This is a genomic window from Mesohalobacter halotolerans (genome assembly GCF_006120725.1).
In the GTDB taxonomy this organism is placed as follows: domain Bacteria; phylum Bacteroidota; class Bacteroidia; order Flavobacteriales; family Flavobacteriaceae; genus Psychroflexus; species Psychroflexus halotolerans.
In genome coordinates this window covers 718269-744734 of the sequence record NZ_SWMU01000001.1, presented here as the reverse complement: position 1 = coordinate 744734, position 26466 = coordinate 718269, and the positions used below count along the sequence as shown (strand labels likewise).

General features: G+C 35.5%; 19 protein-coding genes. 10 read left to right on the top strand and 9 right to left on the bottom strand.

Features of this window, described 5'->3' with window-relative positions; all coding sequences use genetic code 11:
- Nucleotides 1-89 precede the first annotated feature (89 nt).
- The 9 genes from FCN74_RS03480 (at nt 90) to FCN74_RS03440 (ending at nt 12033) form a co-directional block, all read left to right on the top strand.
- A complete protein-coding gene (locus tag FCN74_RS03480) occupies nt 90-1829 on the top strand; it encodes a T9SS type A sorting domain-containing protein (RefSeq protein WP_138931192.1) in 1740 nt (579 codons plus the stop codon).
- 129 nt (nt 1830-1958) lie between these two features.
- Nucleotides 1959-2966, top strand: a complete 1008-nt coding sequence (locus FCN74_RS03475) for a lamin tail domain-containing protein (protein ID WP_138931191.1) — start codon at nt 1959-1961, stop codon at nt 2964-2966.
- 11 nt (nt 2967-2977) lie between these two features.
- Nucleotides 2978-4366: a C4-dicarboxylate transporter DcuC gene (gene dcuC, locus FCN74_RS03470; protein WP_138931190.1), complete on the top strand. Its 1389-nt coding sequence runs from the start codon at nt 2978-2980 to the stop codon at nt 4364-4366.
- A gap of 3 nt (nt 4367-4369) precedes the next feature.
- On the top strand, nt 4370-5518 hold the full coding sequence (iadA, locus tag FCN74_RS03465; RefSeq protein WP_138931189.1) for a beta-aspartyl-peptidase: 1149 nt from the start codon (nt 4370-4372) through the stop codon (nt 5516-5518).
- 16 nt (nt 5519-5534) lie between these two features.
- Nucleotides 5535-6917 (top strand): porin family protein, encoded by a 1383-nt coding sequence (locus FCN74_RS03460; protein WP_138931188.1) that lies wholly within the window; start codon nt 5535-5537, stop codon nt 6915-6917.
- 1 nt (nt 6918) lies between these two features.
- The gene (locus FCN74_RS03455; protein WP_138931187.1) at nt 6919-8448 is read left to right on the top strand and encodes a M14 family metallopeptidase; all 1530 of its coding nucleotides are present in this window, start codon (nt 6919-6921) and stop codon (nt 8446-8448) included.
- Between the two features lie 20 nt (nt 8449-8468).
- The gene (locus tag FCN74_RS03450; RefSeq protein ID WP_138931186.1) at nt 8469-9746 is read left to right on the top strand and encodes a hypothetical protein; all 1278 of its coding nucleotides are present in this window, start codon (nt 8469-8471) and stop codon (nt 9744-9746) included.
- Entirely contained in the window at nt 9746-10468 is a 723-nt protein-coding gene (locus tag FCN74_RS03445; protein WP_138931185.1) for a hypothetical protein, read from the top strand. Before FCN74_RS03450 ends, FCN74_RS03445 begins: the two co-directional genes overlap by 1 nt.
- A 95-nt stretch (nt 10469-10563) precedes the next feature.
- The gene (locus FCN74_RS03440; protein WP_138931184.1) at nt 10564-12033 is read left to right on the top strand and encodes an SLC13 family permease; all 1470 of its coding nucleotides are present in this window, start codon (nt 10564-10566) and stop codon (nt 12031-12033) included.
- 4 nt (nt 12034-12037) lie between these two features.
- On the opposite strand, the gene FCN74_RS03435 is transcribed toward FCN74_RS03440, so the two are convergent.
- The 6 genes from FCN74_RS03435 to FCN74_RS03410 all read right to left on the bottom strand — a co-directional run bounded on the left by FCN74_RS03435 (nt 12038) and on the right by FCN74_RS03410 (nt 22985).
- Entirely contained in the window at nt 12038-12733 is a 696-nt protein-coding gene (locus FCN74_RS03435) for a LysE family translocator (RefSeq protein WP_138931183.1), read from the bottom strand.
- Between the two features lie 43 nt (nt 12734-12776).
- Complete coding sequence (recJ, locus tag FCN74_RS03430) at nt 12777-14480, bottom strand: single-stranded-DNA-specific exonuclease RecJ (protein WP_138931182.1); 1704 nt, start codon at nt 14478-14480, stop codon at nt 12777-12779.
- Complete coding sequence (locus tag FCN74_RS03425) at nt 14477-17164, bottom strand: PD-(D/E)XK nuclease family protein (RefSeq protein ID WP_138931181.1); 2688 nt, start codon at nt 17162-17164, stop codon at nt 14477-14479. Before FCN74_RS03425 ends, recJ begins: the two co-directional genes overlap by 4 nt.
- Nucleotides 17165-17232: 68 nt before the next feature.
- Nucleotides 17233-18612 carry an OmpA family protein gene (locus tag FCN74_RS03420; RefSeq protein WP_138931180.1) on the bottom strand — a complete coding sequence of 460 codons (1380 nt, stop codon included), beginning with the start codon at nt 18610-18612 and terminating at the stop codon, nt 17233-17235.
- Nucleotides 18613-18702: 90 nt separating this feature from the next.
- On the bottom strand, nt 18703-19899 hold the full coding sequence (gene kbl / locus FCN74_RS03415; RefSeq protein ID WP_138931179.1) for a glycine C-acetyltransferase: 1197 nt from the start codon (nt 19897-19899) through the stop codon (nt 18703-18705).
- Between the two features lie 11 nt (nt 19900-19910).
- Nucleotides 19911-22985 carry a UvrD-helicase domain-containing protein gene (locus FCN74_RS03410; protein ID WP_138931178.1) on the bottom strand — a complete coding sequence of 1025 codons (3075 nt, stop codon included), beginning with the start codon at nt 22983-22985 and terminating at the stop codon, nt 19911-19913.
- 130 nt (nt 22986-23115) lie between these two features.
- Between FCN74_RS03410 and FCN74_RS03405 the strand changes: the two genes are divergently transcribed.
- Entirely contained in the window at nt 23116-23550 is a 435-nt protein-coding gene (locus FCN74_RS03405) for a hypothetical protein (protein ID WP_138931177.1), read from the top strand.
- On the opposite strand, the gene FCN74_RS03400 is transcribed toward FCN74_RS03405, so the two are convergent.
- From FCN74_RS03400 to FCN74_RS03390, 3 genes are all read right to left on the bottom strand, one after another.
- Complete coding sequence (locus FCN74_RS03400; RefSeq protein ID WP_138931176.1) at nt 23547-24026, bottom strand: hypothetical protein; 480 nt, start codon at nt 24024-24026, stop codon at nt 23547-23549. The genes FCN74_RS03405 and FCN74_RS03400 overlap by 4 nt on opposite strands.
- Before the next feature lie 126 nt (nt 24027-24152).
- On the bottom strand, nt 24153-25640 hold the full coding sequence (locus tag FCN74_RS03395; RefSeq protein WP_138931175.1) for a hypothetical protein: 1488 nt from the start codon (nt 25638-25640) through the stop codon (nt 24153-24155).
- A gap of 107 nt (nt 25641-25747) precedes the next feature.
- Nucleotides 25748-26455, bottom strand: coding sequence for an energy transducer TonB (locus FCN74_RS03390; RefSeq protein WP_138931174.1), 708 nt, complete (start codon nt 26453-26455; stop codon nt 25748-25750).
- Between the last annotated feature and the right edge of the window lie 11 nt (nt 26456-26466).

Here is a 26466-nt window from a genome sequence, read left to right as displayed (position 1 = left end):
TATTAAATTGGTATGATAAATATACTTAATTAGATTCTAATATTGTATTACATAACCACGAAAACGTTTTATTAATTAAATTTAGATTTATGAAAAAATTGTACTTATTAATTCTTTTATTTAGTGTTGGCGCATTTTCTCAAAATGTGACGATTACTAAGATTATTGAAACCGGATGTTCGAGTCCTTTTGTAAAAACTGTTGAACTTTATGTAGATGGCACGGTAGATTTTGGGTCTGAAGTGACCTTAAATTATATGCAAAATGGAGATCCTTGGGCAGACAATCAAATTGATATTTCTGCATTGGGTGTTCAAACAGATACGTTTGTATATATCGTTAGAGATATTGCACTCATGCAAGCTGAGTTTCCTTCTACGACTTTTGATGCATCAAATACGGTTGTTGTTGGAACTTCAACCAATGGAGATGACGGCTATCAAGTTGTATTAAACGGTACAGTAGTTAGCCAATTTGGTAAAACTGAAACCGATGCAGATAACGATACGGATTCTAATTGGCAACACAGTGATGCCGTGGCAACGCGACTAGATGGAATTCCAGATCTTGGAACTTGGGATCCAACCCATTGGGATATTACACCAGAACAGGAATTAGATGACCACACGGCTTGCGAAGGTGGTGTTGTTAGCCCTAATTTAGAAACCTATTTTGCAAGTCTCGGAGGCACATTCCCTTTAGGCACAGGTTCAGGATGGACCCCAACAGGTAATGTTTGTACAACAATTTTTGGAAACACAACTTCTGTAAATTGCATGTCTGAAGCTGTTGGTGCTACTGATGATACTTATACTGCTAGTATTGATTTTTCTAATGCCAATGATGGAAATACATTTACAGTATCGACAACTGCTGGCACTGTTGGTGGTGATGACCCAAACATGATGGATTCAGGAATAATTCAAATCATGAATATTCCAGAAGGCACTGATGTTACCGTAACATTAAGTGATCTTGGCGATGGTGGAGTTTGTGATTTGTCAGTTGATGTAGAAAGTCCAGTTTGTGTACCATTAGTACTTAATGAAGCGCTTTTTGACCCACCAAGTGATGATAGTGCAACGCCAGAAGTTGAAGGCGACGCCAATAATGATGGAACGAGAGATGCTTTGGACGATGAATTTTTAGAATTTTTCAATAATTCAAATTCTAGTTTGGACATCAGTGGTTATAAAATCTATGACTCAAATGCTCTTGGCTCAGGAACCCCAAGACACACCGTGCCTGCAAATACAGTCTTGTCTCCAAACAGCGCATATGTTGTGTTTGGTGGTGGAACGCCAACAGGCAGTTTTGGAACAGCTATAGTCCAGACGGCTTCTGATGGGCAGTTAAACTTGTCAAATAGTGGTGACGTTGTAACTGTTACAACTGCTAATGACGATTTTGTTTTAGAGCTAAATAGCCCGCAACTTGAATCTGATTTGGGTATTGATTTTGGCTCTAACGAATCTATCACTAGAAATCCAGATATTACCGGAGGTTACGATTTTCATACCAATGCTAATCCAGCACTAGTTTATTCTCCTGGATTGCAAGTTGATGGATCTACACTTTCTGTTGAAGATGTAAACTTCAATAACAAATTCAAAATATACCCCAATCCTGTAAGAGATGGATTTGTGAATATAGAATCTAATATTGAAGGAATTAAAAACCTTGAAATTTTTGACCTCATGGGTAGAAATATCCTAAGCACAACTTTAGAAAGTGACAAGTTAGACATATCGCGCTTAGAGAGTGGTGTTTATTTTATAAGAGTCTCTGTTTCTAAAAGCAGTTATACTCAAAAATTAATTATAAATTAAAATCAATATATGGCCGTTTTTAATTAAACGGCCTTTTTGATATTCCAGATGTAATTGGTATGAATTTTTACATAAACTGGTATGATTATTTACAACTTTAAAAGTTGAAACCAAATAATTTTTTGACTTATGAACAAAAGTAGAAACATAACCCGGGTAATAAGTATCATATTGTTATGCCTCTTTCAGTTTGCATGTACTACAGATGATATTTTACCGGTTGTAGCACTTTCATCGAGCAGTGAAAGTCTTTCTGAAGCCGATGGCAATGTAACAATTACTGCAACGCTTAATGGCACGTTTTCTGAAGACTTAAATTTTAATCTTAATTTTTCCGGATCAGCCAACCTGTCTGAAGATTACAGCACAAGCAGCAATAGCATTACAATCCCTAAGGGTGAATTATCCGGTGATATTACCTTAAACAGTATTCAGGATACCATGCTTGAAGAGCCTGAAAGCATTATTGTAAGTCTTGATGCCTCTGAAGTACTGACTGAATTCTCAACCACAGAAATTCAAATCATCCTTCAGGACGATGATGTCGATACCGATGGAGATGGGGTATTTGACAACGAAGATGAGTGCCCAAATACTCCCGGTGACCCATTAAACAATGGTTGCCCGTTCTTAGGCTTTTTGATTAATGAAGTTTTATATGACCCACCATCTGGAAGTGCTGGTGATGCCAATAATGATGGCACCCGAGACCCTAATGAGGATGAGTTTATTGAATTCTTCAATTCAGGTCCTGAACTGGATATGTCTGGTTGGACCGTATCTGATGCTTCTGAAGTCAGACATATCTTTCCACAGGGAACTATTGTACCTGTAAACGGTGTGCTTGTCCTTTTTGGAGGAGGTTCACCAACAGGAGATTTTGGTGGAGCTATTGTTCAAACAGGTTCAGAAAGTGTCATAAACATGAACAATTCTGGTGACTTTGTAACGGTAGCCGATGCTAATGGTAATGTTGTCCTCACCTTTGATGTTGAGCCTTTATCCAACAATCCGAATGAATCCTACACGCGATTCCCGGACCTCACCGGTGATTTTGTACAACACGATCAGGACATCGAGGAAGCGAACGGCGCTTTGTACTCACCGGGAACAAAAGTTGATGGCAGCTCATTCTAAGTTAATCTAACATGGATTATACAGGTCTCATCATATCGCTGATTTTTATAGTAGTGGTCGCCAGATTACTGCTTAAAAAACACAACCCGCATGCCATATTACTGGTATCCGGACTCTTGATGTTGCTCGTGTCTTTTCTGCTGAATTATGGCTTGCCAAAACTAAAAGATGAAACTGGGTTTATCGGTTTTGATTTTTTTAGATACATTAAAGAATCCTTTAGCAAAACCAACGCCGGTGTTGGCCTCATGATTATGGCTATTGGTGGTTTTGTCGCATATATCGATAAGATAGGAGCGTCCAAAGCCCTCGTGCATGTGGCCATGAAACCACTTCAGCTATTTAAGAAAAAACCCTACATCGCGGCCTCAATGGTGATTCCGATTGGTCAGGTGCTGTTTGTATCTATCCCTTCGGCTGCTGGCCTGGGATTATTGCTTATGGCGTCATTGTTTCCTATATTAGTCAATCTTGGGGTAAGCAGATTATCAGCAGTTTCTGTGATTACTGCAGCAACGGCTTTTGGCATGGGACCTGCTTCTGCCATGAGCGTTAGTGCGGCTTCAATCGCTAAATTACCTGCCATAGCGTATTTGGTAGATTTTCAAATTCCACTGGTCTGGCCCTTGAGCATTTCCATGATGATCACGTATTATTTTGTCAATAAATACTTTGACAAAAAAAGAAACGAAGACCCTGAAGCGTCTAAAAATGCTGAAAAACTTAAAAAAGACAAACAAAACTCAGAAAAACTGGGAGTACCCTTAATCTATGCGGTTATACCTGTTTTACCAATTGTGTTGCTGATTGTGTTTTCAAAATTATTCAGTTTGTTTCCAAGCCCGATTACTTTAGATACAACCACAGCGATGTTTATCAGCTTGTTTATTGCACTGATATTTGAAGGCATCAGAAAACGAAACCTAAAAGAGCTTTTTGATTCGCTGAAAATCTTTTGGAATGGGATGGGCAATATTTTTAAAACAGTGGTGACGCTCATCATCACTGCAGACATATTTGCCAAAGGCTTGATCAGTCTTGGGTTTATAGAAGGTTTATTAGCAATTGCTGAAAATGCAGGCTTTGGTCTGATTGGTATTGGTATTGTCATGACAGTAATGATCTTTTTAGCCTCTATGCTCATGGGTAGCGGGAATGCTTCATTTTTTGCCTTTGGGCCACTGATTCCCAAAATTTCAAAAGGTCTTAGTGCTGAGACCACTTCAATACTTTTACCCATGCAGTTTTCTGCTTCAATGGGTAGAACCGTTTCTCCGGTAGCCGGTGTTATTATTGCCACTGCCGAAATCGCCAAAGTCTCAACCATAGACATCGTTAAACGAAATCTTATACCTCTTGGAGTGGCTTTAATCATCATGTTAACCTATCACTTTATTTAAATTATGCTTACATTACTAAAACATACAAAACTCTACAGCCCTGAAAAAATGGGGATGAAAGACATTTTAATAGCCAATAATAAAATCATAGCTATTGAGGATGACCTTTCAGAGTTTGACAATAAGCATACTAAGGTTATTGATCTGGATGGAAAAATCGTAACTCCCGGTCTAATTGACCAGCATATTCATGTGATTGGCGCCGGTGGCAAAGAGGGATTTGCTTCGATGACGCCCGAAGTAAAACTAAGCGAACTCATCGCTTGCGGCTCTACAACAGTCAATAGTCTTTTGGGTACAGATGGGACTGCACGTAACATCAGAACACTTTACGCTAAAGTCAAAGGATTGAACCAAGAAGGCCTTTCAGCCTACATGTTTAGTGGATATTATGGTATGGACACGGTAACCATCACCGATAGTATTCAGGGTGATATGCTGTTTATCGATAAAGTCCTTGGGGTAAAAATTGCCATCAGTGACATTCGTTCTTCATATCCGTCTGCAGATGATTTGGTCAGGAAACTCAGAGACATCATGGTTGGTGGAATGATTGGCGGTAAAAAAGGCATCCTGCATTTGCACCTGGGAAATTTATCCAGCAAAATGGATGTGTTGTTTGAGCTTGTCAATGATTACCATTTTCCCATCAAACACATTTCGCCAACACACGTGGGGAGAACAAAACCACTTTTTGACCAGGCGATCGAATTTGCCAAACTGGGCGGTATGATAGACATCACTACCGGCGCTTCAAAATATACAGCGCCTTATAAGTCGGTGCTTTATGCCTTAGATGAAGGGGTTTCTATCGATAAAATGACTTTTAGTACAGACGGTCATGCCGGGTTAACTAAGTTTGATGATAATGGCAATGCCATCGGCGTAAGATGTGCCCCTATTGATGCCAATTTGGAACAAATCCAGGCCTTAATCAAACAAGGTGGGCTGCCAATAGAACAAGCCATTAAGCTCAACACTACCAATCCCGCAGAAAATTTAGGTATAAGGCATAAGGGAAGAATAGCAGTAGGCTGTGATGCTGATTTTTGTTGTTTTGATGAAGACTTAAATCTCCTAGACGTTTTTGCCAAAGGACAACACATGATGAAAGATAAAAACATTATAGTGAAAGGAAATTTTGAACTATAGTATTAAACAACTAACTATGAACGGTTTTAAAATTATTGTTTGTGTAATAACCTTGCTGAGTTTTTCGGAGCAGTTTGCACAAAACACAAAACTGAGTTCCTACACCTTTGGTGAAGGCTATAACTTTACAAACGCCAATAGCAGTACAGTAAAGTTGCAAGGTTATATGCAGCCCTGGATGGATGTAGAAACTTACCAAAACTCAGATGAACCTAATTCAGTCCGTTACAGGATGAGACGTTTGCGTTTAAGACTTTCCGGACAGTCGGCAAACGAGCGTTTTAGTTATAGACTTCAGGTGGATTTGGCTGGACAGGATGAAGCGCAGATAGACGGCGACATCACAGATGCCAGAAATTACCTTTTAGATGCATATGTCGCTTACAAAGTTGCAAGAAGGGTAGAGTTAATTTTTGGACAGCGGGCTACCTATACCGATAACCGCGAGTTGTTCATGAACTCCAATACACTTCAATTACCGGAACGTAGCCGTTTAACTTCTGCCTTTGCCAGTATTCGCGAATTTGGACTATTTGCCAAAGGAACGTTTAGAACCGGACGAGGAACCTATCTAAAACCCTATCTCACCATCACCAATGGCGATGGCGCAAATGTCTTTGCCAATGACAGAGGAGGTTTAAAATATGGGACTCGGATAGATTTTTTACCATTTGGTTTATTTACCAATTATGGTCAATTTCGTCAAGCCGATGTCGTAAGAGAACTCACCCCTAAATTGGTAGTTGGAGCTACCTTTAACTACAATGACGGCATTACCAGTAGAAGGGGGCGAAACAGCGGCAGGATTGTGTACCTAAATGATGTTAACGGCAACGGCGCCCTGGATGACGGCGAAGAACGCCTGCCTGATTACGCTAAATTTGGTGTCGATTTCATGTTCAAATACAAAGGCTTTTCAGTCTTAGGAGAATATCATAAAAGTTTCTTGACAAATATTGCTGAAGATATTAATTTGAGAAGCGACATTTATGGCCCCGATGTTAGTGTACTCACCGACAGATTCAGAGGAAGAGTAAACCCGACATCCTCAGACTTTAGAGATTATACGCCTCAGGAATACGTCAGGCGGCAAATGATGCTTGGCGAAGCCTATAACATTCAGGCCGGTTATATTTTTAAAAACGGTTTTTCAGTTGATGCCCGTTATACCCATATCAATGCCGAAACCAACTCATTCTTGAATAACGCCACATTTTACAACCGACCGAATTTTTACACTTTTGGTATCAGCAAGTATCTGACGAGAGGCTATGGTGCAAAAATTCAGGCGTCTTATACTTATGTTGAAGCCGGTGAGTTTGGGGTTTTTAATAATAATTCTGAACCTATACCCGGAGATGAAAGCTTAATCAGAGTAATTTTAACCTTATCCTTTTAAGATGAAGAATATAGTTACCATATTGATGAGTATTTTATGCATAACAGCTTATGCACAATTTACACCTCAATCCAAAAAAATAACAGAAAAGTTTTTTCCGGATAGTGATGAGGTATTGAATACCACACCTGCACTACAAAAGAAAAGAGGATACACCAATTATGAAGAATTGTTAGGTTTTCTGAATAATTTAGTCGACAATCACCCTCATAAAATTAAGCTGAGTTTTATCGGGGAAAGCCAAAAAGGCAGAAATATCCCCATGGTAAAACTCACTAATCCCAATGAAAATGAGAAAATAAAAGTCTGGATGCAGGGTGGTCTGCACGGCAACGAACCTGCCAGTACAGAAAGTATGCTATACCTTTTAGACAAACTGCTCAATGACGACAATTATACGGATATTCTTGATAATGTTGAACTTGCCGTCGTGCCTATGGCCAATATAGACGGTTATCTTAAAAACAACAGATACGCCGCCAATGGTCTTGACCTTAACCGAGACCAAACCAAACTGATGGCGCCTGAAACTGTGATCTTGAAAAAAGCTTATGTCAACTTTAGCCCTGAAGTGGCCGTAGATTTTCATGAATACAGAGCTTACCGACGTGATTATGCCAGAATGGGCGATTTTGGGGTAACCAACATGTACGATGCCATGTTTCTTTACAGCGGAAATCTAAATGTGCCTGAAAATCTCAGAAACTTAACTAACGATGTGTTTGTAGACAAGGCCAGAAAATCTTTAGATGAATTTAATTATACCCATCACCCCTACATTTCGACCCGAAAAATTAGTGGCGATATTCACATCAATCAGGGGTCTATCAGTGCGCGCTCCAGTGCCTCTAACAATGCCTTAACCAATACCATTTCATCCCTGATTGAAATTAGAGGTGTGGCCTTAGGCCGAACATCCTTTAAACGGAGAATCCATTCCAGCTTCTTAATAGCCGTTGCTTACCTTAGGGCGGCAGCAGAAAACATCGAACTCGTCAAAAGTGAAATTGAAAAAGCCATACAACAAAGCAACCCTGTGGTAGTTGAAAGTGAAAGAGCAGTTTATAAAGACAAGGTAAAATTTATAGATGTCAGCGCTGTTGAATACGTTGAGTTTGAAATGATGGTGCGCGATGCTTGGAAGGCAGAAGCTACACTTTCCAGAACAAGACCGACGGCCTATATCCTTGATGCCAATCAAACTTCTTTAGCAAAAAAAATAAGGACTTTAGGGATAGAAGTCGAAGAACTTAGCCAAGAAAAAGTGCTTGAAGTAGAAAGTTATTACGTAGATACCTATTACAGAAAACCGATTCGCTATGAAAAAATGAAATTACAAACAGTTGAAACATCCTTAAAAAAAGAGGAAAAAACCTTTAAAGCCGGGACATTTATGGTCAAAATGAACCAGAGGCGTGCCAATCTGTTGCCTGAACTTTTAGAGCCTGAAGCGCCTAACAGTTTTGTGAGCTTTGGCCTAATAGAAACCGAAAAAGGAAATACATTACCCATATATAGATTACTTAACTAAGTGCATAAAACACAATCGATATGAAACGATTTATAGACATAACCAACATCCAATTTTTGATCATGCTTTGTTTTTTAGGATCAATAACTTTAGGAAACGCTCAGGACGAATACCAAGAAGAAGATCCTGGAAGCGAAACAGAAACAGAAAGAAATAAAGCCTATTATAGTTTAGGGAACGGCCTGAATTTTTCCTTTAATGAAGGAAACTACTATTTTGGACTAAATGGTTTCATTCAACCAGGTTATCTCAGAGAAACCATGGACGGCATGGATGACGTAAACACATTCAGGTCCAAAAGAACTTTTCTTCAGTTTGAAGGTAATGCTGTTGAAGAAAAAGTGTCGTTTTTTGTCCAGCTGGACTTTAGTAGATCTAATCCTTTGATGGATGTATATATGGCCTATCAACCTGTAGAACAAGTTAAAATAAGTTTCGGACAGAAACAGAATTTTGCCAATAACCGCGAAATGATCTATAGAGAAGACAGGCTCCAATTTGTCAACCGCAGTTTACTCAGCGAAAGTTTATCTCGAACCGGTCGTGAGTTTGGGGTGTTTGTAGAGTCAAAATTTGAAGTTGGTAATTTCGGTATCATGCCAATGGCAGCTTTAACATCCGGAGACGGCCGTAATTCGTTTGGTCAGGATTCCAGAGATTCTGATATTGGCGGCGTAAAAATTGGCGGACGTTTAGACTTGTACCCTTTAGGCTACTTCAAGCCGGGTAACGAGCTCACAAGTGTAGATTTAGCGCGAGAAGATGAACTTAAATTTGTAATTGGTGTCGCCGGAAGCCATAACAATGGTGCCAGTGGTGCTTCAGGTGAAAGCCACGGTGACTTCTTTCTTTTTGATCAAAATGGTGAAGATAGTTTACCGGACTACAGACAAGTCTACACCGATATTTTGATGAAATACAAAGGCTTTAGCTTATTAGCTGAATACGCCAACACCTCAGCCACGGGCATTGATTTGGCTTTCCTGGATGAGTCTGCCACTCAGATTCTAGCCCCTGAGCAAATCAGTCAATTTTTAGCTCTAGGCGACAGTTATAATTTACAATTGGGCTATGTAACGAAGAGTGGATTTAGTTTTGATTTTAGATATGCCAACACCACGCCTGAATTTGATAGTTTTGACGGTTCCGTGTTATCTGATATGAACCAAACCAGTTTTGGATTTTCCAAATACTTTTACGAAAATGCTTTAAAACTCCAGGCCTCTTATTCAAGATTTGATCCTGCGGTTGGTGAAGCTTTGGACCAGTTCGAACTCATTTTGCATATCTCGTTGTAATGAAATACGTTGCATTTTTTTGTTTGTTAATAACATCCTTATTAGGAAGTTATGCTCAAAACCTGAATCAAAATTCTACAGGGTCTTTTGTGTTAACGCCTACCGGTCCTTTAAGCAATCAGCCGGTTGAAGTGTTTTACTATATTCCCAATGGGGGCATCGCGAGCATGCCCATTCTGTTTTCTTTTCATGGTGGCAGCAGAAACGTCGACAATTACTGGGGCTACTGGATAAACATGGCTAAAGCCAATAATTTTATGGTATTTGCCCCAGAATTTAACAGTCAGAACTATCCCGGCTTAAGCGATAATTATATGATGCGCAATATTTTTGACGACGGTGATAATCCAAATTCGATAGGGTTAAAACATAGTGCGGTAGTAGACAATCAGCAAGATTTACAACGATTGGAGTGCGGACAGTATTTTTTAAATACCAGTCAGATTGATGACCAAAACCAAAGTGTAACTTTCAACTGGGAAAATTACGAACACATTAATATCGGGCATGATGCTCAACTTATGGCTAATGACATTTGGTCTTATGTTATGATGACTACATTATCATCAAACGCGTTTAGGTCTAAAAAAAGCTTAAATATTTATCCTAATCCGATTTCAAACGCAATTTTGTTTAAGGATTTACCTCAGGATATTTGTATTATAAACATTTACGATATTACTGAACAGTTGGTGGCATTAGGTCTAAGTGTAGGTGTTTGAGAAGGGCTAGATATTTCCAGTCTTAGAAACGGAATTTATATTTAGAAAGCGAGAAAAGAATATATTAGGTTTATTAAAAACTAAATCAAAACACGTTGCAAAAGTTAAAACTTCTCTTTATAAAATTACTGGGGCCTTTGGCTTTTATTTTCTTTCAATGGATTGAACCACCACAGGGGCTAAGCCAGGAAGGTTTTATGCTACTCGGCATCACCCTTTGGATGGCCATATGGTGGATTTTTGAAGTGGTGCCTATTGCTGTGACGGCTTTGATACCTATTATTTTATTTCCCTTATTTGACGTTTTGAAGCTATCTGAGACCACAGCACAATATGGACACAAATTTGTATTTTTATACGTTGGTGGATTTATTTTGGCGGTTGCCATAGAACGCTGGAATCTTCATAAAAGAATTGCCTTGTATATCATCAAAGCTATTGGCTCAAAAGCCTCATTTTTGATCTTAGGCTTTATGTTGGCTACGGCATTTTTATCGATGTGGATATCTAACACGGCAACCACGGTCATGATGTTACCAATTGCCATTGCGATCACTAATCAAATTTTTGAGCAAAATCAAGATAATCACGAAACCAATACTTATTTTTCTAAAGCTTTGATGCTATCTATTGCCTACAGTGCATCAATAGGTGGTATCAGCACTTTAATAGGAACACCTCCCAATTTAGTTTTAGCAGGGGTTTTAGAAAGTTTATACGAGATTAAAATTGGTTTTTTTGAGTGGATGACTTTTGCATTTCCTGTGTCTATGCTGTTGTTATTTATTTGCTGGAAATATTTAACATCGGTTGCTTTTAAGCTCAAAAACTTAAAATTTACAGACGGAAAGCATCATATACAAGAGATGATTCACAAATTAGGGCGTTTATCCTACGAGGAAAAAATGGTCGGTGTGGTGTTTTTAATAGCAGCTTTAGGCTGGATTTTTAGAAGTTTAATTCAAAAAGTTATTCCTGATGTAGATGATACGATTATCGCTATTACGGCTGCGGTATTATTGTTTTTAATTCCTTCTAAAAATGTAAAAGGGCAGAAACTTTTAACTTGGGAAGAAGCCGTTAAAATACCTTGGGGTATCATCATTTTATTTGGCGGTGGTATGGCACTGGCTAAAGGTTTTACAGAAACCGGTTTAGCCAATTGGATTGCCAGTCAAATCACGGTTTTTGAAGGTGTAGTGGTGATTGTGTTTATCTTAATTGTTGCTGCTATGGTCAATTTTTTAACTGAAGTGACTTCTAATCTGGCCACAACCGCTATGTTGCTCCCAATTTTATCACCTGTTGCCTTAAGTTTTGACATGCATCCATTTTTGATTATGATTGCTGTTACTTTATCAGCCTCATGTGCTTTTATGCTTCCGGTAGCTACGCCGCCTAACGCCATTATTTTTGGCTCGGGATACCTTAAAGTCTCTGATATGGTCAAAAAAGGTTTTTTGATGAATTTCATCTCAATCATTATTATTACCCTTGCTGTTTACTTTATTATGCCAGAGATATTTGGTCTAGAGAACTTAAATTTCCCAAAATCATTAGAATAGGTTTTTAAAGCGAATCCGTTTCTATGTGAATTTGGTCTTCTACTTTTTGCTCAATTTTTGAAACTTGTTTTGGAACAATTCCTCTTAAAATTAATACCACACCAAATATTATGATAAGAATGCTGATAATTTTCTTGGACACGGCTATACGCGTTGGTGTAAGCTTATGTTTTAAAGTTTTAGCCAATAAGATTTTACATACATCAACGACGAGATAGGTCACCAATATTGTTGAAAAAAAGGTAATCAATCTAAAGGGTTGCATCTCTAAACCTGGACCAAATATTATGATTAAGCCCAACCAAAACCCCAGTACACCAATATTGATAAAATTGAGTAAAAATCCTTTGACTGCAATTTGAATATAGTCGCTATTTTTAAGTTTTTGAAATTCAAAAGTCGCAGGTGTAATTGTGGTGCGTTTGACTTTGATAAAAGTAATTATACCATAAGTTAGTAAAACTGTTCCGCCAAAAATGTAGAGTGCTGGGTCGTCTTTAAGCCGATTTAGTAAAGGATTGGTTCCAAAGTAAGCGATAATTAAAAAAACAGCATCGGCAATTAAGACACCAATATCAAAAGATAGAGCAGCTCTAAAACCCTTTATCGCTGCAGTTTCAAGCAATACAAAAAATACTGGCCCTAACATAAATGCTAGAAATATTCCTAAAGGAATTGCAGAAAAAATATCCTCAAGCATAATTCATAATTACCACTAACAAAATTACATAAATAGTTTTATCTCAATACTTATGGGGTTTTAAATCTTTAATCTTAAGCTGTAAACTGATTTGATTATTCCACTCATTTTCATCTAATGTCGCCAAAACATCTACTTTTGATTTTTGATTTAAATATTTTAGTTTTTGGCCTAGATTAAAACCAATTCCATCAATTTTAAAGGGGTTTTTGTCTTTGTATAATTTACATTTCAAATGTTCTTTTTCTTTTCCTACAGCTTTAGCAAAACCAGTATCTTGAAGACCGTTAAATCTAAAAACTGGTCTCATATTGCCTGGACCAAAAGGCGCAAATTGTTTAAGTATTCTATTAAACTTAGGTGTAATGTCTTCTAGATGAAGTTCAATATCATAAATTTGTTTTCTGATAAGCTGATGATCCTCAATTAATTCAAATACAACTTCTTCAAACTTTTGTTTAAAAGCTTGATAATTATCTTCTTTGATGGTTAAACCAGCTGCATACTTGTGACCGCCAAATTGTTCGATATATTCTGAACTGGCTTCTAAGGCGTTGTAAATATCAAATCCATAAACCGATCTTGCAGAAGCAGCTAAATAGTCTCCGCTTTTTGTAAACACTAATGTTGGCCTATAATAGGTCTCTGTGAGTCGTGAAGCTACAATCCCAATCACGCCTTTATGCCAAGACTCGTCATAAACTACTGAGGTTTTTCGGTTTTCTTCTTTTAGATTTTTTATTTGAGCTAAGGCTTCTTCTGTAATGGTTTTGTCGGTATCTCTTCTTTCTAAATTAAAATCGTTTATGCGTTTAGCTTTTTCTTGAGCTTCACTCAGGTTGGTTTCTGTTAATAAATTTACGGCATGCAGACCATGCTCCATTCGGCCAGCAGCATTAATTCGAGGTCCGATGACAAAAACAACATCAGTAATTGTAAAAATATTTTTTTTAGCAATATTCATAATCGCTTTAAATCCAGATCTTGGGTTTTGATTTAAAACACGAAGTCCATGGTAGGCCAGTATTCTGTTTTCACCAGTGATGGGAACAATATCTGAGCCAATTGCTGTTGCCACTAAATCCAAATATGGAACTAATTCCTTAAAATCTTTTTTGGCTTTTTGCTGAAGCGCTTGTAGTAGTTTAAATCCGATACCACAACCGCACAATTCGTCGTAAGGATAATGACAGTCATCTTGTTTTGGGTCCAAAACAGCTATGGCATCCGGAATGTTTTTCCCAGGCCTGTGATGATCACAAATAATAATGTCGATCCCTAATTTGTTAGCGTATTCTACTTTATCTATGGCTTTTATACCACAATCTAGGCAAATTATTAAGCTTACATTTTTTGATTTAGCGTAGTCAATACCCGCTTTAGAAAGGCCGTAGCCTTCTTTGTAACGATCAGGTATATAAGCAATCACTTGATTGTGAATCTCTTTCAAATAACTATAAACCAAAGCCACGCTTGTGGTACCATCAACATCATAATCACCGTATACAAGAATATTTTCTTTATTTTGAAAAGCTTGATTTACGCGGTTTACAGCTTTATGCATATCTTTCATTAAGAAAGGGTCGTGCAGTTGAGATAAATCTGGTCTAAAAAAAGCTTTGGCGTCATCAAAGGTTTTGATACCTCTTTGAACCAGCAATCTTGCAATTGGTTTAGGCACCTTTAAACAATCTACAAGCGAATCGACGTCAGAAGGTTCAGGTATGGCTTTTTGAGTCCAAATCATGACTCAAAATTAACATCTTTTTCTTTAAATGGAATATTGGGGTCTAATATTTCATTGATAAGTTGATGAAGGTAGTGTTCAAATTCTATTAATATTGAATCATCAATTGTAGTTTTCCCGTTAAAATTTAAAGGCATAAACCAAGAGTTGAGGTTTTTAAAACTGATAATTCCAGCTTTCATTTGATCAACATTAAAATTCTTACTGTAAATCAGCGCGTAAAATAGCACTTGAAATGCTTTAGCATAATCGTAATCTGTGATGAGGTGATTAAAATCTTTAAACTTTAAGTTTTTAGGTTCTACTTTTCCTGTTTTTAAATCTATAATTCTTAACTCATTGTCATATTTATCAATTCTATCTATATAACCTTTCAATTTTATAGTATTTTCATCTATTTTCAACAGACACTCTACTGGTTTTTCAATATCAACTATTTCAAGATCTGAGTTTTTTTGAAACTTTTTTTCTTGATTAAAAAACCGATCGAGCGAAGCTTTTGCTATCTCAAACTTTATGCGGTTTGGTCCTTTTTTGAAGGAGTCTTGGACATATAATAAATCAAATTTTGTCTTTAAAATGGATGGATAAACCTTTTGACATTCTTCTATATAATTATAATCAAGGTTACTTATATTCTTGTAAAGTTCTTCAACTGTAGAATGAATCAAAGTCCCAAAATCTCTATGATTTATGGTATCATCTTTTGTTTCTGGTTCCTTAACCTTGAGGATATAACGTTTATAAAATAAAATTGGGTTTAAAATATATGTTGTGAGTGCTGTTGAAGAAAGCCCATTTTGAATTAAATCTTTCAGTTTGTTTAATATCTCAGGTGTTTTTTGAACTTCTAAATGTTGATTCTTTTTCAATTTTGTAGAAAGATGAAAGTCTTTAGAGTTGATTTTATGATACTTAGATTTAAATATTTCTAAATAACTTAAAAATCTACTTTTCTCACCTTTGTTAAAACCAGTTTGGTCATTGTCATATATAATGTGGCAATGTTCAGCTCTTTGAAATAGTCTAAAGAAGTGGTAGGCATAAATAGCATCCTTCTCTGTATGTGTTGGCATACTGTATTGCTTTTTTAAATCGTACGTGATATAACTATTGTCAGTTTTACCAGCAGGTAGAATTCCTTCATTTACAGATGTAAAAATAATCGTTTCAAAATCTAACAACCTAGATTCAAGCATCCCCATAATTTGCAAGCCAGAATCTTTACTCCCTTGAAAGCTCAGCTTTTCTGACTCTTCTAAATCTTTAAATATAATCTCTACAGCCTTATGACTCAAGTTAGGATTACTTTTAATAATTTCATAGAGCCTTAGGAATATATTTTGATAAGATTTTAAGTATACTTCAAATTTTAACGGTTTTGAAATTTGTATACTTCCTATAAATTTGATGATAGCTTCGATAAATTCTACAGGGGTTGAATAGAGCTTTAGACAACTTAAAAACAGATGTTCAATACTGTCTTTTTTAAAGATAGTATCAAAATCGTTATAAAAATATTTATGCGCTTCGTTGTTATCTATAAAGTAAATTAATGGGTTTAGATTGATATTATCAATATGGAAAAGTAATTGATGATGAATGAGTTGAGACATCATATCATTACTCAGTTCATCTTTGTGCTTTACCTGATGAGCTATTAATAAGTTTATGAAATCTGTAATTGGAGACTTATTTAAGGTTAAGCCCATTGTAATATTGACTTCATGAACGTTATCCGGTAGACTATTTAAAATTGGAAATAATAGATTTTCATCGTTAAGTATTACCGCAGTTTTTTTACTGTCGTTAAAGTTTGAAGACTGAAGAATATTTGCAACCGCTTTGGCTTGCCCTACATACCTTGAAGATGAATGTATAGTGATTTGCTTTGGTTTTGAAAACAATGCAGATTTTAAATTTACTAAATAATTTCTGTAAGATGACCACTTCTTTTGGTAATTGACAATGAAAGTATTTGCTGGATGTGTTGGTTCTGACAGATAATTTTGATCAATGTCCCAAACTAAATATCCAATTTTTTGCTTTAAGCAACATTCAACTATCTGCTCCTCTGCTTTGTTAAGGGCATTAAACCCAAGAAATATTATCGGATTGTTGTATTCTTCAATATACCCATATATTTTTTCTGAAGCCATTCTGTAAGCCAGGCCTTGACTAGCTTTATTGATTTTTAGGCAATGATTTTTAAAGGTACTATAGTACAAGGGTAGTTTTTCCCAAAATTTAATGTAAGATTTAATCATTTCTGTTTTTTCCTCTCCGAAATAATTTAAAGTTTTGATAGACTTGTTGTCCTTAAAGAAGTGTTCAGGGTTAATGAGGAAACGATCTATCTCATTAAAGTCATTAATTAACACTGATGCCCATGAGTAATAGTTTTCATAGCTATCGTATTGATTTTCCTTATGCAGTGAAGAGTAAACTTTATAAAACTCTAAAATAGACTCTTGATGATCTAAAATTTCAATCTGAGAAACTTTTTTAATAAAAGATAGTATGTCAGTTATCTCAGGCAACCAAAGGGTGTCAAAGTGGTTAGTAAAAGTTTTTTTAAGAGCTGCTACAGAGCGTTTACTAGGTAATATAATAGTTTGATTTTTTAAACTTAAATCAAAATTGGCTGAATAGTATTTAACGAAGTCATCTAAAAAAGTTTGCATAGTTAAAAATAAAAAAACACTCCTCAACTGAGGAGTGTTTTTAACTTAATTTGATATGTGAGTTAAATTTATTTAACTAGGTTAATTTCAACTCTACGGTTTTTAGCTCTACCTGATCTAGTACTGTTATCAGCAACAGGTTGTTCTTCACCATAACCTTTTGAAGATAATCTGAATTCCTCTACACCATTACTAACTAAGTAATCTTTAACTGAAAGTGCACGTGCTTCAGATAATCTCTTGTTATTTTTAGCAGAACCTACGCTATCTGTATGTCCTTCAACTGTAAATTTAGAATTAGGATATTCATCAAGGATAGCTAATATAGCTGCTAGAGCTTCTTCAGAATCTTTTGAGATTGAAAATTTACCAGTATTAAAATTGATAGTTTTAGCATAATCATTAAGTTCATTTTGAACTTCTTCGGTAACTTCTGGACAACCATTGTTTGCTGCAGTTCCAGCTACGTCAGGACACTGATCATCCTTATCTAATACGCCGTCACCGTCAGTATCTGGCCATGGGCAACCACCATTATCAGATGGTCCAGCTTCGTTTGGACAGTCATCATCTTTGTCTGCAATACCATCATTGTCAGAATCTGGACAACCATTCATAGCTTCAGAACCAGCTTCGTTTGGACATTCATCTTTTGTATCATCTATACCGTCGCCATCAGAGTCTGCACAGCCATTAAATTCAGCTAAACCTGCAGTGTCTGGACAAGCATCGTCTTTATCAGCAATACCATCGCCATCTGTATCAGGACATCCATTAAATTCTTCTAAACCTGGTGTATCCGGGCATTCATCATTTTTGTCATAAACACCGTCACCATCAGTGTCTTTACCGCCAAACGCAAATTTAACTCCAAGTCTGTGTTGGAATACATCAAAGTCTGCATCTTCAAAAGCAGTTTTATAATTAGTATCTATAGTAATTGCAAATTGCTCATTTAACCAAAAGTTAAAACCTAGGTTAGCATTGAAGGTACCAGCACCTTCTTCATCAAGCCAGTAATAACCACCACCAACTCCCAAGAAAGGATCAAACCAATCGTGGCCATTAATAAGATTTTTGAAATTATATTGGATTGTACCATCAACATTTATCCAACTTACTTCATCTGTGTCAACTTCTCCTAGTCTATCAATTCTGTTATATGAACCAGAAGCTTCAAAACTAAAGCCTTCTCCGATATATCGTGTTACACCAACACTAGATACAGCAGTAACATAATTCCAATTATCTATATCAAAAAAATTATCCCCTATCCCTTTATAGGATATATATCCATCTGGAGTTAAAATATCAGAGCCTGTTGGGAAGAAGTCTACTGCATTAGCACCAATAAAAATAGCCCATGGGTTATTTTCATCTTGTGCTTGAACTGAAGTCATTCCAAATACTAGAATTAGCAGGAATGTTAATTTGCTTAAATGTTTCATTTTATTTGAGTTTAGTTACTATTCAAAGGGGCAAATTTAATTTATTAATACTTATTAACAAACATAATAATATTTTTTTTCATTAAAAAATTAAATCACATTTAGATTTTGACCCACTTTAACAAAAGCATTTACCGCAGAGTCAATCTGATTTTTACTGTGAGCGGCTGAAAGTTGGACCCTTATCCTTGCTTTACCCTTGGGGACTACTGGGTAAAAAAAGCCAATAACATAAATGCCTTCTTCAAGTAAATCTGATGCCATTTTTTGAGCTAATTTTGCATCGTATAACATGACAGGTACAATTGCTGAATCACCATCAATAAGGTCAAAGCCTGCATTTTTCATTTTTTCTTTAAAATAGTTAGTGTTATCTTCTAGCTTATCTCTAAGGCTATTATCACGCTCTAAAAGCTCAAATACTTTTAAAGATGCACCAACAATTGAAGGCGCAAGAGAATTTGAAAATAAATAAGGTCTTGAGCGTTGTCTTAATAATTCAATAAGGTCTTTTTGACCAGTGGTATAACCACCCATTGCTCCACCAAGGGCTTTCCCTAGCGTTCCTGTAATAATATCAACTCGGCCTAGGACATCTTTTACCTCTGGTGTACCAATACCATTTTGTCCAATAAATCCAGTAGCGTGGCATTCGTCAATCATCACTAGGGCTTGGTACTGATCAGCTAAATCACATATTTCATCAAGTGGTGCAACAATACCATCCATTGAAAAAACACCATCTGTGACAATAAGCTTATGTCTGGCACCATTTTTATCAGCTTCTTGTAACTGTTTTTCTAAATCTTTCATATCACCATTAGCATAGCGGTAACGAGCCGCTTTACATAATCTCACCCCATCAATTATAGATGCATGATTAAGCGAATCTGATATAATAGCATCGTCTTTGGTAAGCAAAGGTTCAAAAACACCACCATTGGCATCAAAACAAGCTGCATACAAAATAGTGTCTTCTGTTCCATAAAAGTCTGCAATCGTATGTTCTAGGTTTTTGTGAATGTCTTGTGTGCCACATATAAATCTCACACTAGACATACCGAACCCGTGAGTATCTAAAGTATCTTTTGCGGCTTTTATAACTTCTGGATGTGAGGATAAACCTAAATAATTATTAGCGCAAAAATTTAAAACTTTCTCACCGGAGCTTAAGCTAATCTCGGCTCCCTGTGGCGAGGTAATGATTCGTTCTGTCTTAAATAGTCCGTCTTCTTTTATGTTTGCGATTTCGTTTTGAAGTTGCGTTTTAAGTTTTGGTGAAAACATATACTTGAATTTTAAATTTTTATAATATTTATGTTTTTGCGAATATAAACCAAAATTGAGGTTTTTATTGAAAAACTTAGTGCCTCTAATGCTTCTTTATATTCTGTTAACTGTTTTAAATGTGATGACTCTTCTTTCCCTGTTTTATATTCAATAATTACAGCTTTGTCATCTTTAATACATATTCGATCTGGGCGCAGTATTTTCCCGTCAAAGCAGATTTCTTTTTCATTATATACTTCCCATTCATTTTCAAAATACTCAGAGAGGTCTGGATGATGGATAATATTTTTTAATTGGGTGATATTTGATAATTTTTCTTGACCTATATCTTGATGGTATTTTATTTTTTGAAGCTGATTGTGAATTTCTTCCCCATAAACCCGGTTATCGTCTTTCAAATTCAGATAGCTTGTATCTGCACTTAGAGTGTTGTAAATACCTTCTACATCAGTTGAGTAAAATGTTGATGGTTCAATATGCTGGGATTCACTTCCATTATTCTTTTTATCTAAGGGTTGACCAAAGCTATATCTGTTTTGATTTTCCTTGTAGTTCTCTATGTATTTTAAATATCCCACTAAAATGTCTTCAAATTTTAATGCACTAGCTCGCAAAGGTTCTGATAAAATATACAATTGTTCTGAAGCCCTTGTCATACAAACATATGCAGCATTGAGATTGGCAAGTTCAACTTTTGATATATGGCGTTGATACGATTGTTCAAATGATGTGCTTAAGTTTTTTGACTTTTTTGAAATATTATCATAAGTATATTGAATATCTAAATTTTGATCCTCAATATTTACCCAATCATAGCTTCTACTTAAATTACACCATTCAAAATTAGCATTAGCATAAATCACTACCGGGAACTCAAGCCCTTTACTTTTGTGTATTGTCATGATATTTACAGCATTTTGAGAGCCTGATGTTGAAATGCTTTTTTTATCTTTTTGGTCTTCCCAGTAATCTAAAAACTGAGCAAGACTTGAGGATTTTGAATTAGAAAACTCGTAAATTTCATCTAGAAAAAACTGAATGTAAGCATTAGCTTGATGATGTAGACCTAAGGATCTTAGCGCATATTCAGCTTTATCGTATAGGGATAGGTTTTCGTAAACCATAAGATTAAAGTCTATATTATAAGTATGTAATAATTCTATAATCTCTTGGTAAGTCTTTCCCTTAAGCTCAGATAAAGCCTTATGGTAGGATTGAGTATTGTAGTCTAGATGATTAAACCAAAGTAAAAAAAAGTCTACGCACAAGTCTGTATTGAAGTCTTGATTAAGTTTTAAAAATTGACTTAATAGCTTGACTCTATCATCAGAAGCTATAAGCAAGGACTCTTGAGATATGACAGGTATAGGTTTGTCAAGCTCGTTAAATGATTCTACAATAGCAGAACCATACTTGTTTTGTCTGACTAATATACAAATATCGCTTAAACGGTAACCCTGATCTGCAAGCTTATTTATAATCTGTTCAAGTTCTTTGATATGCTGTTGGTGTTGTATTGTATTATCTGCTTGTTCTGGTAAAAACCTGATATCAACATAACCTTCATTTGTATTTTGAGGGTGTTGTTTTGCGTTGAGATAAAGTTGCTTTTGGTCAGGATTTGTCAAAAACTGAGCAGCATATTCAAAAAAACCATTATTAAAATCAACAATAGTTTTAGCACTTCTCCAATTTGATTCTAATATTTCTCTATCCATCTCAATACTAAATGGATTTGAATAACCTTGAGATAAATCTAAAAATTGTTGTGGATCACCACCTCGCCATTCATAAATAGATTGTTTAACATCTCCTACTATGTATAGATGACCTGAAATTCCATCCTCATGTTCACCGCTTATAGTGTTATCTATAAGTGGAATTAAATTATGCCACTGCAACCTTGAAGTGTCTTGGAATTCATCAATAAAATAGTGTCTAAACTTTTCACCTAATCTTTCATAAATAAAAGGTGCTGGCTGATGTTTGATGTGTTGACTGATCAACCGGTTAAAATCATTAATAAAAAGTATGCCTTCTTCTTCTTTTATATTTTTTATGTGGCGTTGTATTTCACTTATCATGGCCAAGGGCACAAAAGATTTTAATATTCTTTCGTTGATATGATATTTTAGACTCAAAGCTTTAGACTTTAAAAACAAGTCTTCTATTTGTATTCTTACCTCGTCTATACTTTGTTTTTGAATCTCATGAGTTGATTTTTTATGTAGCGAATGATTTTTAATGTCATGCCATTTAGATTTAAACTCATCTACTATTTTATCATTTTGGATATTGTTAAAATAATCGATAATATATTTATAAAAACTTTGAGGTTCAATTTGATTGTCATCTAAAAATTTAAAAAAATCTTCACCAATAATTTTAAGCTCTTTTTTAACAGATTTAATCTGGTTTGTTAATTGATTTTTAATACGTTTTAAATTTTTATGATCAAGCGTCTCGATTTGCCTTAAGGCTTGATAGTTATTTTCATTTAAAACCAACTGAGCGTAGTCTAAAAGGTCTATAATGATGTCTCCGCTCTTGTTTCGGTCGATCTTATAATTTACAAAATCGGCAAGCCAAGTCGTGAGGTTGTCGTCAATACCTACTTCATTGATAAGGTTTTCAACAGCCTTTTTAAGAAAAGGCTCAACTTCCATTTCAACTTCAAAATTTTGAGATAACTTTAGGTCCTTTGCAAATGTCTTAATGATTCTGTGGTTAAAACTATCTATCGTAGAAACCTCAAAGCCAGCATAGTTAGGAATAAGGTATTTAAGAATTTGAAGGCTTTTTTTTTGAATTTTAGGTTTTGAAAAACCAGTTTGTATAGCTACATCATTTAAAAGATTATCGCATTCAACATCAGTTTTAAGTCCTGCAAAAAAAACTAAAGCATTGATTATACGTTGCTTCATTTCAGCAGCTGCTTTATTGGTAAAGGTGATGGCCAAAATATTTTGAAACGCAAATACTTTTTCTTGTCGTAACAAAATACAGAGGTATTCTCTGGTTATGGTATAGGTTTTACCTGAACCTGCTGAAGCATCATAGATGTAAAAATGTGGTTTATTCAAAAAATGATTTTGAACCTAAAATAAAGATTATAAATTTATAAAGCTAAATCAGATTAAAAAATTAAAGTAAAATGCAAAAATTAGTGTATCGAATAAGAGAATATAAGTAAATTTGTAAAAAATTCATATCATGAAAACCACTCATTTACTTTTAATTGGACTTATAACAGTATTTGCAAGCTGCTCAGATACCCAGCCTAAAGAGGCAAAAGCCTTTGATCAAAAAATGACAAAAACTATAGCGATACACGATGAAGTCATGCCAGAGATGAGCAAAATTAATCAACTTATCAGTCAGCTTGAAACCAAAATGGATAGTACGAATATTGAAAACTATCAGCCTGCTATTGATAACTTAAAATCTGGCCATGACAAAATGATGTCATGGATGAAGTCTTTTGGAGATGAATTTAGCAAATCTGAGATAAATCAAGGCATTCAGGTTAAAAATGTAGATAGCTTAAAACAACATTTAAAAACTCTTGACAAATCTTTTCAAGAAGCAAAAGATATGAGAGATCACATTCAAGAAGCTATACAAGAAGCTGAAGCCTTGATCAATTAATAGTCAAAGTACCAATTGAACAAATCGGTTCTTAGCCCAAAATTCACCCAGACTTTATTGTTGTCAAAAGTTCTGTCATTTTGAGACGTGGCGTTAAAATCTCGACCAATGATATTAAAATAAATTTTAAAATTTGTAGCCGGATTAATTAGATAGCCTGCTTCCAATTCTGCGTAATAAGAGTTTACACGATTGCCTTGTCCTATACGTTGTCCAGTATCACTCACTCTATTGTTTTCTGTTCCAAAAAGATCTGAGCCATAAAGAGGGTCAAGGTCTGCTTCAGGTTCAAAACCACGCTCACCAAAAATTAATTTGGTATGACCAAACCAACGATTTTTACGGTAACGTGCAATGGTTATAAATTCTCTAAAATTTGCACCCCAAAGGTGAGCTAAAGATTGTCCATTATGGGTGTAATTCGTACTGATTTTATTGTGGGAATAGGTAAAAGGTCGGACTTGATTATATTCCAATTGAAGATCAAAATCTTTAATCTTAAATGCATCAAAATATTTAAAGCCTAATTGTAAACCAAATTTATTTTTAAAACTTTTATCTCCTCCAAAAACATCATCCAGAGATAATTCATCGATGAGTAATTACCCGTAAGAATGGAAGTTATCAGTCCATTTGTATTTATAGTTTGCGCCAACCATGACTTTTCCACCTTCAGTTCCAGTAGAAAACTCTACCATTTGGTAAAATAATAATGGGTTGAGATAACTGATATCAAAACCACGACCCGGCTCATTATCCCATATGGCAGCTTCAAATAAACCAATATTTAATTTTTTATTTAAATTATAACTCAGGTGATGAATCGCCATGAATTTGGTCTGGAAAGCTTCGCGCTCTGTGAGTAAATTTGTATTTCTAGCTTGCATCCAAATATTGGTATATTTTATTTTCCAAAATTCTGCATCAACTTTGACATATGGATAAGGACTAGCATTATCGCTTAAAAACAAAGACCTGTAACCATCACCTAAGATGTTTTTATAATTACCAATCTGTGCATTAAAGTTATCGTTAAAGCGGTAGTTGATATAACCCACTGTGACAGGATAATCAAAAGCGTCAGCGTTAAATCGTTTAGCAATACCACGACCAGGTATGATAGCTGGATTACCATCTATTGGAGCTATTGAACGTGCTAAACGGTTATAATAGTCGGCAAATCGTCCTTGTCTTTCAAAGATTGCACCGTAGTAGGTTAATTTTTCTCCCACACCACCTTGAACAAAAGCAACTCTTGTATTGTTGTAGGTATTTAAGTCTGTACCTGTGTCTCTTCCCAATTGAAGATCAAAACCGAAGTCTACAGTCAAACAGTAATTTTTACCACTCACTGTAGCCAAATGCTCATCAAAAAGTTTTCTTCCAAACCAAGAAGATTTATTAAACGATAGACTGTCATTGACTGCTTTAAAATCGTAATATGGCTTGACATCTTTATAAGTAAATGGTTTTTGAGCTGTGTGAGAGTTTGTCCCAATTAAATTGATTTCCCGGTCAAAACGATTGTAAATCTCATGAGATAATGGAATGTAGGCATAGCTTGAATACAGTTCACCATCATATTTCTTTGTTTCTGCTTCAACGGCTTCAAACTCTTGCTTAGCTTTTATAAGTGATTCAGATAAATTTGAACCCTCCTTATTTTTTATTTTATTCGATGAGTCGTGAACTGAAACTGCTTGATTTGGTGGATAAACCAAATCCATATTAAATTGCATAAACGTTGGGTTACCGTAGACTTTGGCAGGATTAATTTGAGGGAGTTGGTCAAATGCTTCCTCAAATATTGTTTTGATAGAATCACTTTCAACATTGACAAAAATAAGATTGAATTGTCCTTGTTTATAGACGTCAAATATTAACCCGACATCGCTAGTTTCAGTGTTTTGCCATTGCTTTGAGTCTTCTAGAATATCAAAAAGGTGAATTTTAAATGTAGTCTCGAAGCATTGTTTTTGTTCTATCTTCTTTATATTTTCTTTACAAGATTCATATAAAGGATACGTATTTTCTTGAGCACAAAGTGTGATGGATGAAAATATTAAACCAAAAATAATTAAGTATTTCATCTTCTGAATATTCAGTTAGCCAATGTAATTATATTTATTGCAAAACTCTATAAAAAAACCTAAGCCATTTTTGACTTAGGTTTATTAAAATTCTTATTTCATAAAATTTAATCCTGAACAACAAAGTTAATAGGCAATCCGTAAAGCACACCTACTTTTTGACCACGTTGTTCTCCTGGTGTCATCTTAGGTAGAGCTTTTATAACTTCAATGGCTTCTTGTTCTAATCTAGGATGAGGTCCACGCGCTCGAACATTAGTAATATCGCCATTTTTATCTATCTTAAATTGAACGCTCACACGGTTTCTTCCGGACAACCCTAATTCTGAACCTAAACTTTTATCAAATTTTTTGTTGACGTGTTTAGTGATTTTTTCACTCATACACTTCTTTTTGTCTTTGGCGTTCTCACAACCCGGATATACAGGGACTTGCTGAATTAGGGCAAATGGCACATCGCCAATTTCTTCCTCAACTTCTTCGACTTCTTCGACTTCAACGATTTCCATTTCTTCAGTCTCAGTAGATTCTATAACTTCTTCTTCAACTTCAGAATCATCCTCAACGACTTCAATCACTTCTGGAGCTGGTGGCGGTGGCGGTGGTGGTGGTGGTTGATTTTGCATTTCAGTTATTGGAACATCTTCCTCCTCTAGCATATCTAAGTCTACCACACCTACATCGATATCATCTTTTTCATAAGTCTTCCACTCTATGGCTCGCCATGAGATTAACAGCATGAGAACTAACCCTATTTGAAAAAATAGAAGACTCTTATTTCTTAAGTCTTTATCAGGATTCTTTTTGGTTTCCATTGGTCAATATT

What these genes read in the sequence shown, in the direction of transcription:
- FCN74_RS03480 (WP_138931192.1), top strand. Translation starts at nt 90, where the DNA reads ATGAAAAAATTGTACTTATTAATTCTTTTATTTAGTGTTGGCGCATTT.
- FCN74_RS03475 (WP_138931191.1), top strand. Translation starts at nt 1,959, where the DNA reads ATGAACAAAAGTAGAAACATAACCCGGGTAATAAGTATCATATTGTTA.
- dcuC (WP_138931190.1), top strand. Translation starts at nt 2,978, where the DNA reads ATGGATTATACAGGTCTCATCATATCGCTGATTTTTATAGTAGTGGTC.
- iadA (WP_138931189.1), top strand. Translation starts at nt 4,370, where the DNA reads ATGCTTACATTACTAAAACATACAAAACTCTACAGCCCTGAAAAAATG.
- FCN74_RS03460 (WP_138931188.1), top strand. Translation starts at nt 5,535, where the DNA reads ATGAACGGTTTTAAAATTATTGTTTGTGTAATAACCTTGCTGAGTTTT.
- FCN74_RS03455 (WP_138931187.1), top strand. Translation starts at nt 6,919, where the DNA reads ATGAAGAATATAGTTACCATATTGATGAGTATTTTATGCATAACAGCT.
- FCN74_RS03450 (WP_138931186.1), top strand. Translation starts at nt 8,469, where the DNA reads ATGAAACGATTTATAGACATAACCAACATCCAATTTTTGATCATGCTT.
- FCN74_RS03445 (WP_138931185.1), top strand. Translation starts at nt 9,746, where the DNA reads ATGAAATACGTTGCATTTTTTTGTTTGTTAATAACATCCTTATTAGGA.
- FCN74_RS03435 (WP_138931183.1), bottom strand. Translation starts at nt 12,733, where the DNA reads ATGCTTGAGGATATTTTTTCTGCAATTCCTTTAGGAATATTTCTAGCA.
- recJ (WP_138931182.1), bottom strand. Translation starts at nt 14,480, where the DNA reads ATGATTTGGACTCAAAAAGCCATACCTGAACCTTCTGACGTCGATTCG.
- FCN74_RS03425 (WP_138931181.1), bottom strand. Translation starts at nt 17,164, where the DNA reads ATGCAAACTTTTTTAGATGACTTCGTTAAATACTATTCAGCCAATTTT.
- FCN74_RS03420 (WP_138931180.1), bottom strand. Translation starts at nt 18,612, where the DNA reads ATGAAACATTTAAGCAAATTAACATTCCTGCTAATTCTAGTATTTGGA.
- kbl (WP_138931179.1), bottom strand. Translation starts at nt 19,899, where the DNA reads ATGTTTTCACCAAAACTTAAAACGCAACTTCAAAACGAAATCGCAAAC.
- FCN74_RS03405 (WP_138931177.1), top strand. Translation starts at nt 23,116, where the DNA reads ATGAAAACCACTCATTTACTTTTAATTGGACTTATAACAGTATTTGCA.
- FCN74_RS03395 (WP_138931175.1), bottom strand. Translation starts at nt 25,640, where the DNA reads ATGAAATACTTAATTATTTTTGGTTTAATATTTTCATCCATCACACTT.
- FCN74_RS03390 (WP_138931174.1), bottom strand. Translation starts at nt 26,455, where the DNA reads ATGGAAACCAAAAAGAATCCTGATAAAGACTTAAGAAATAAGAGTCTT.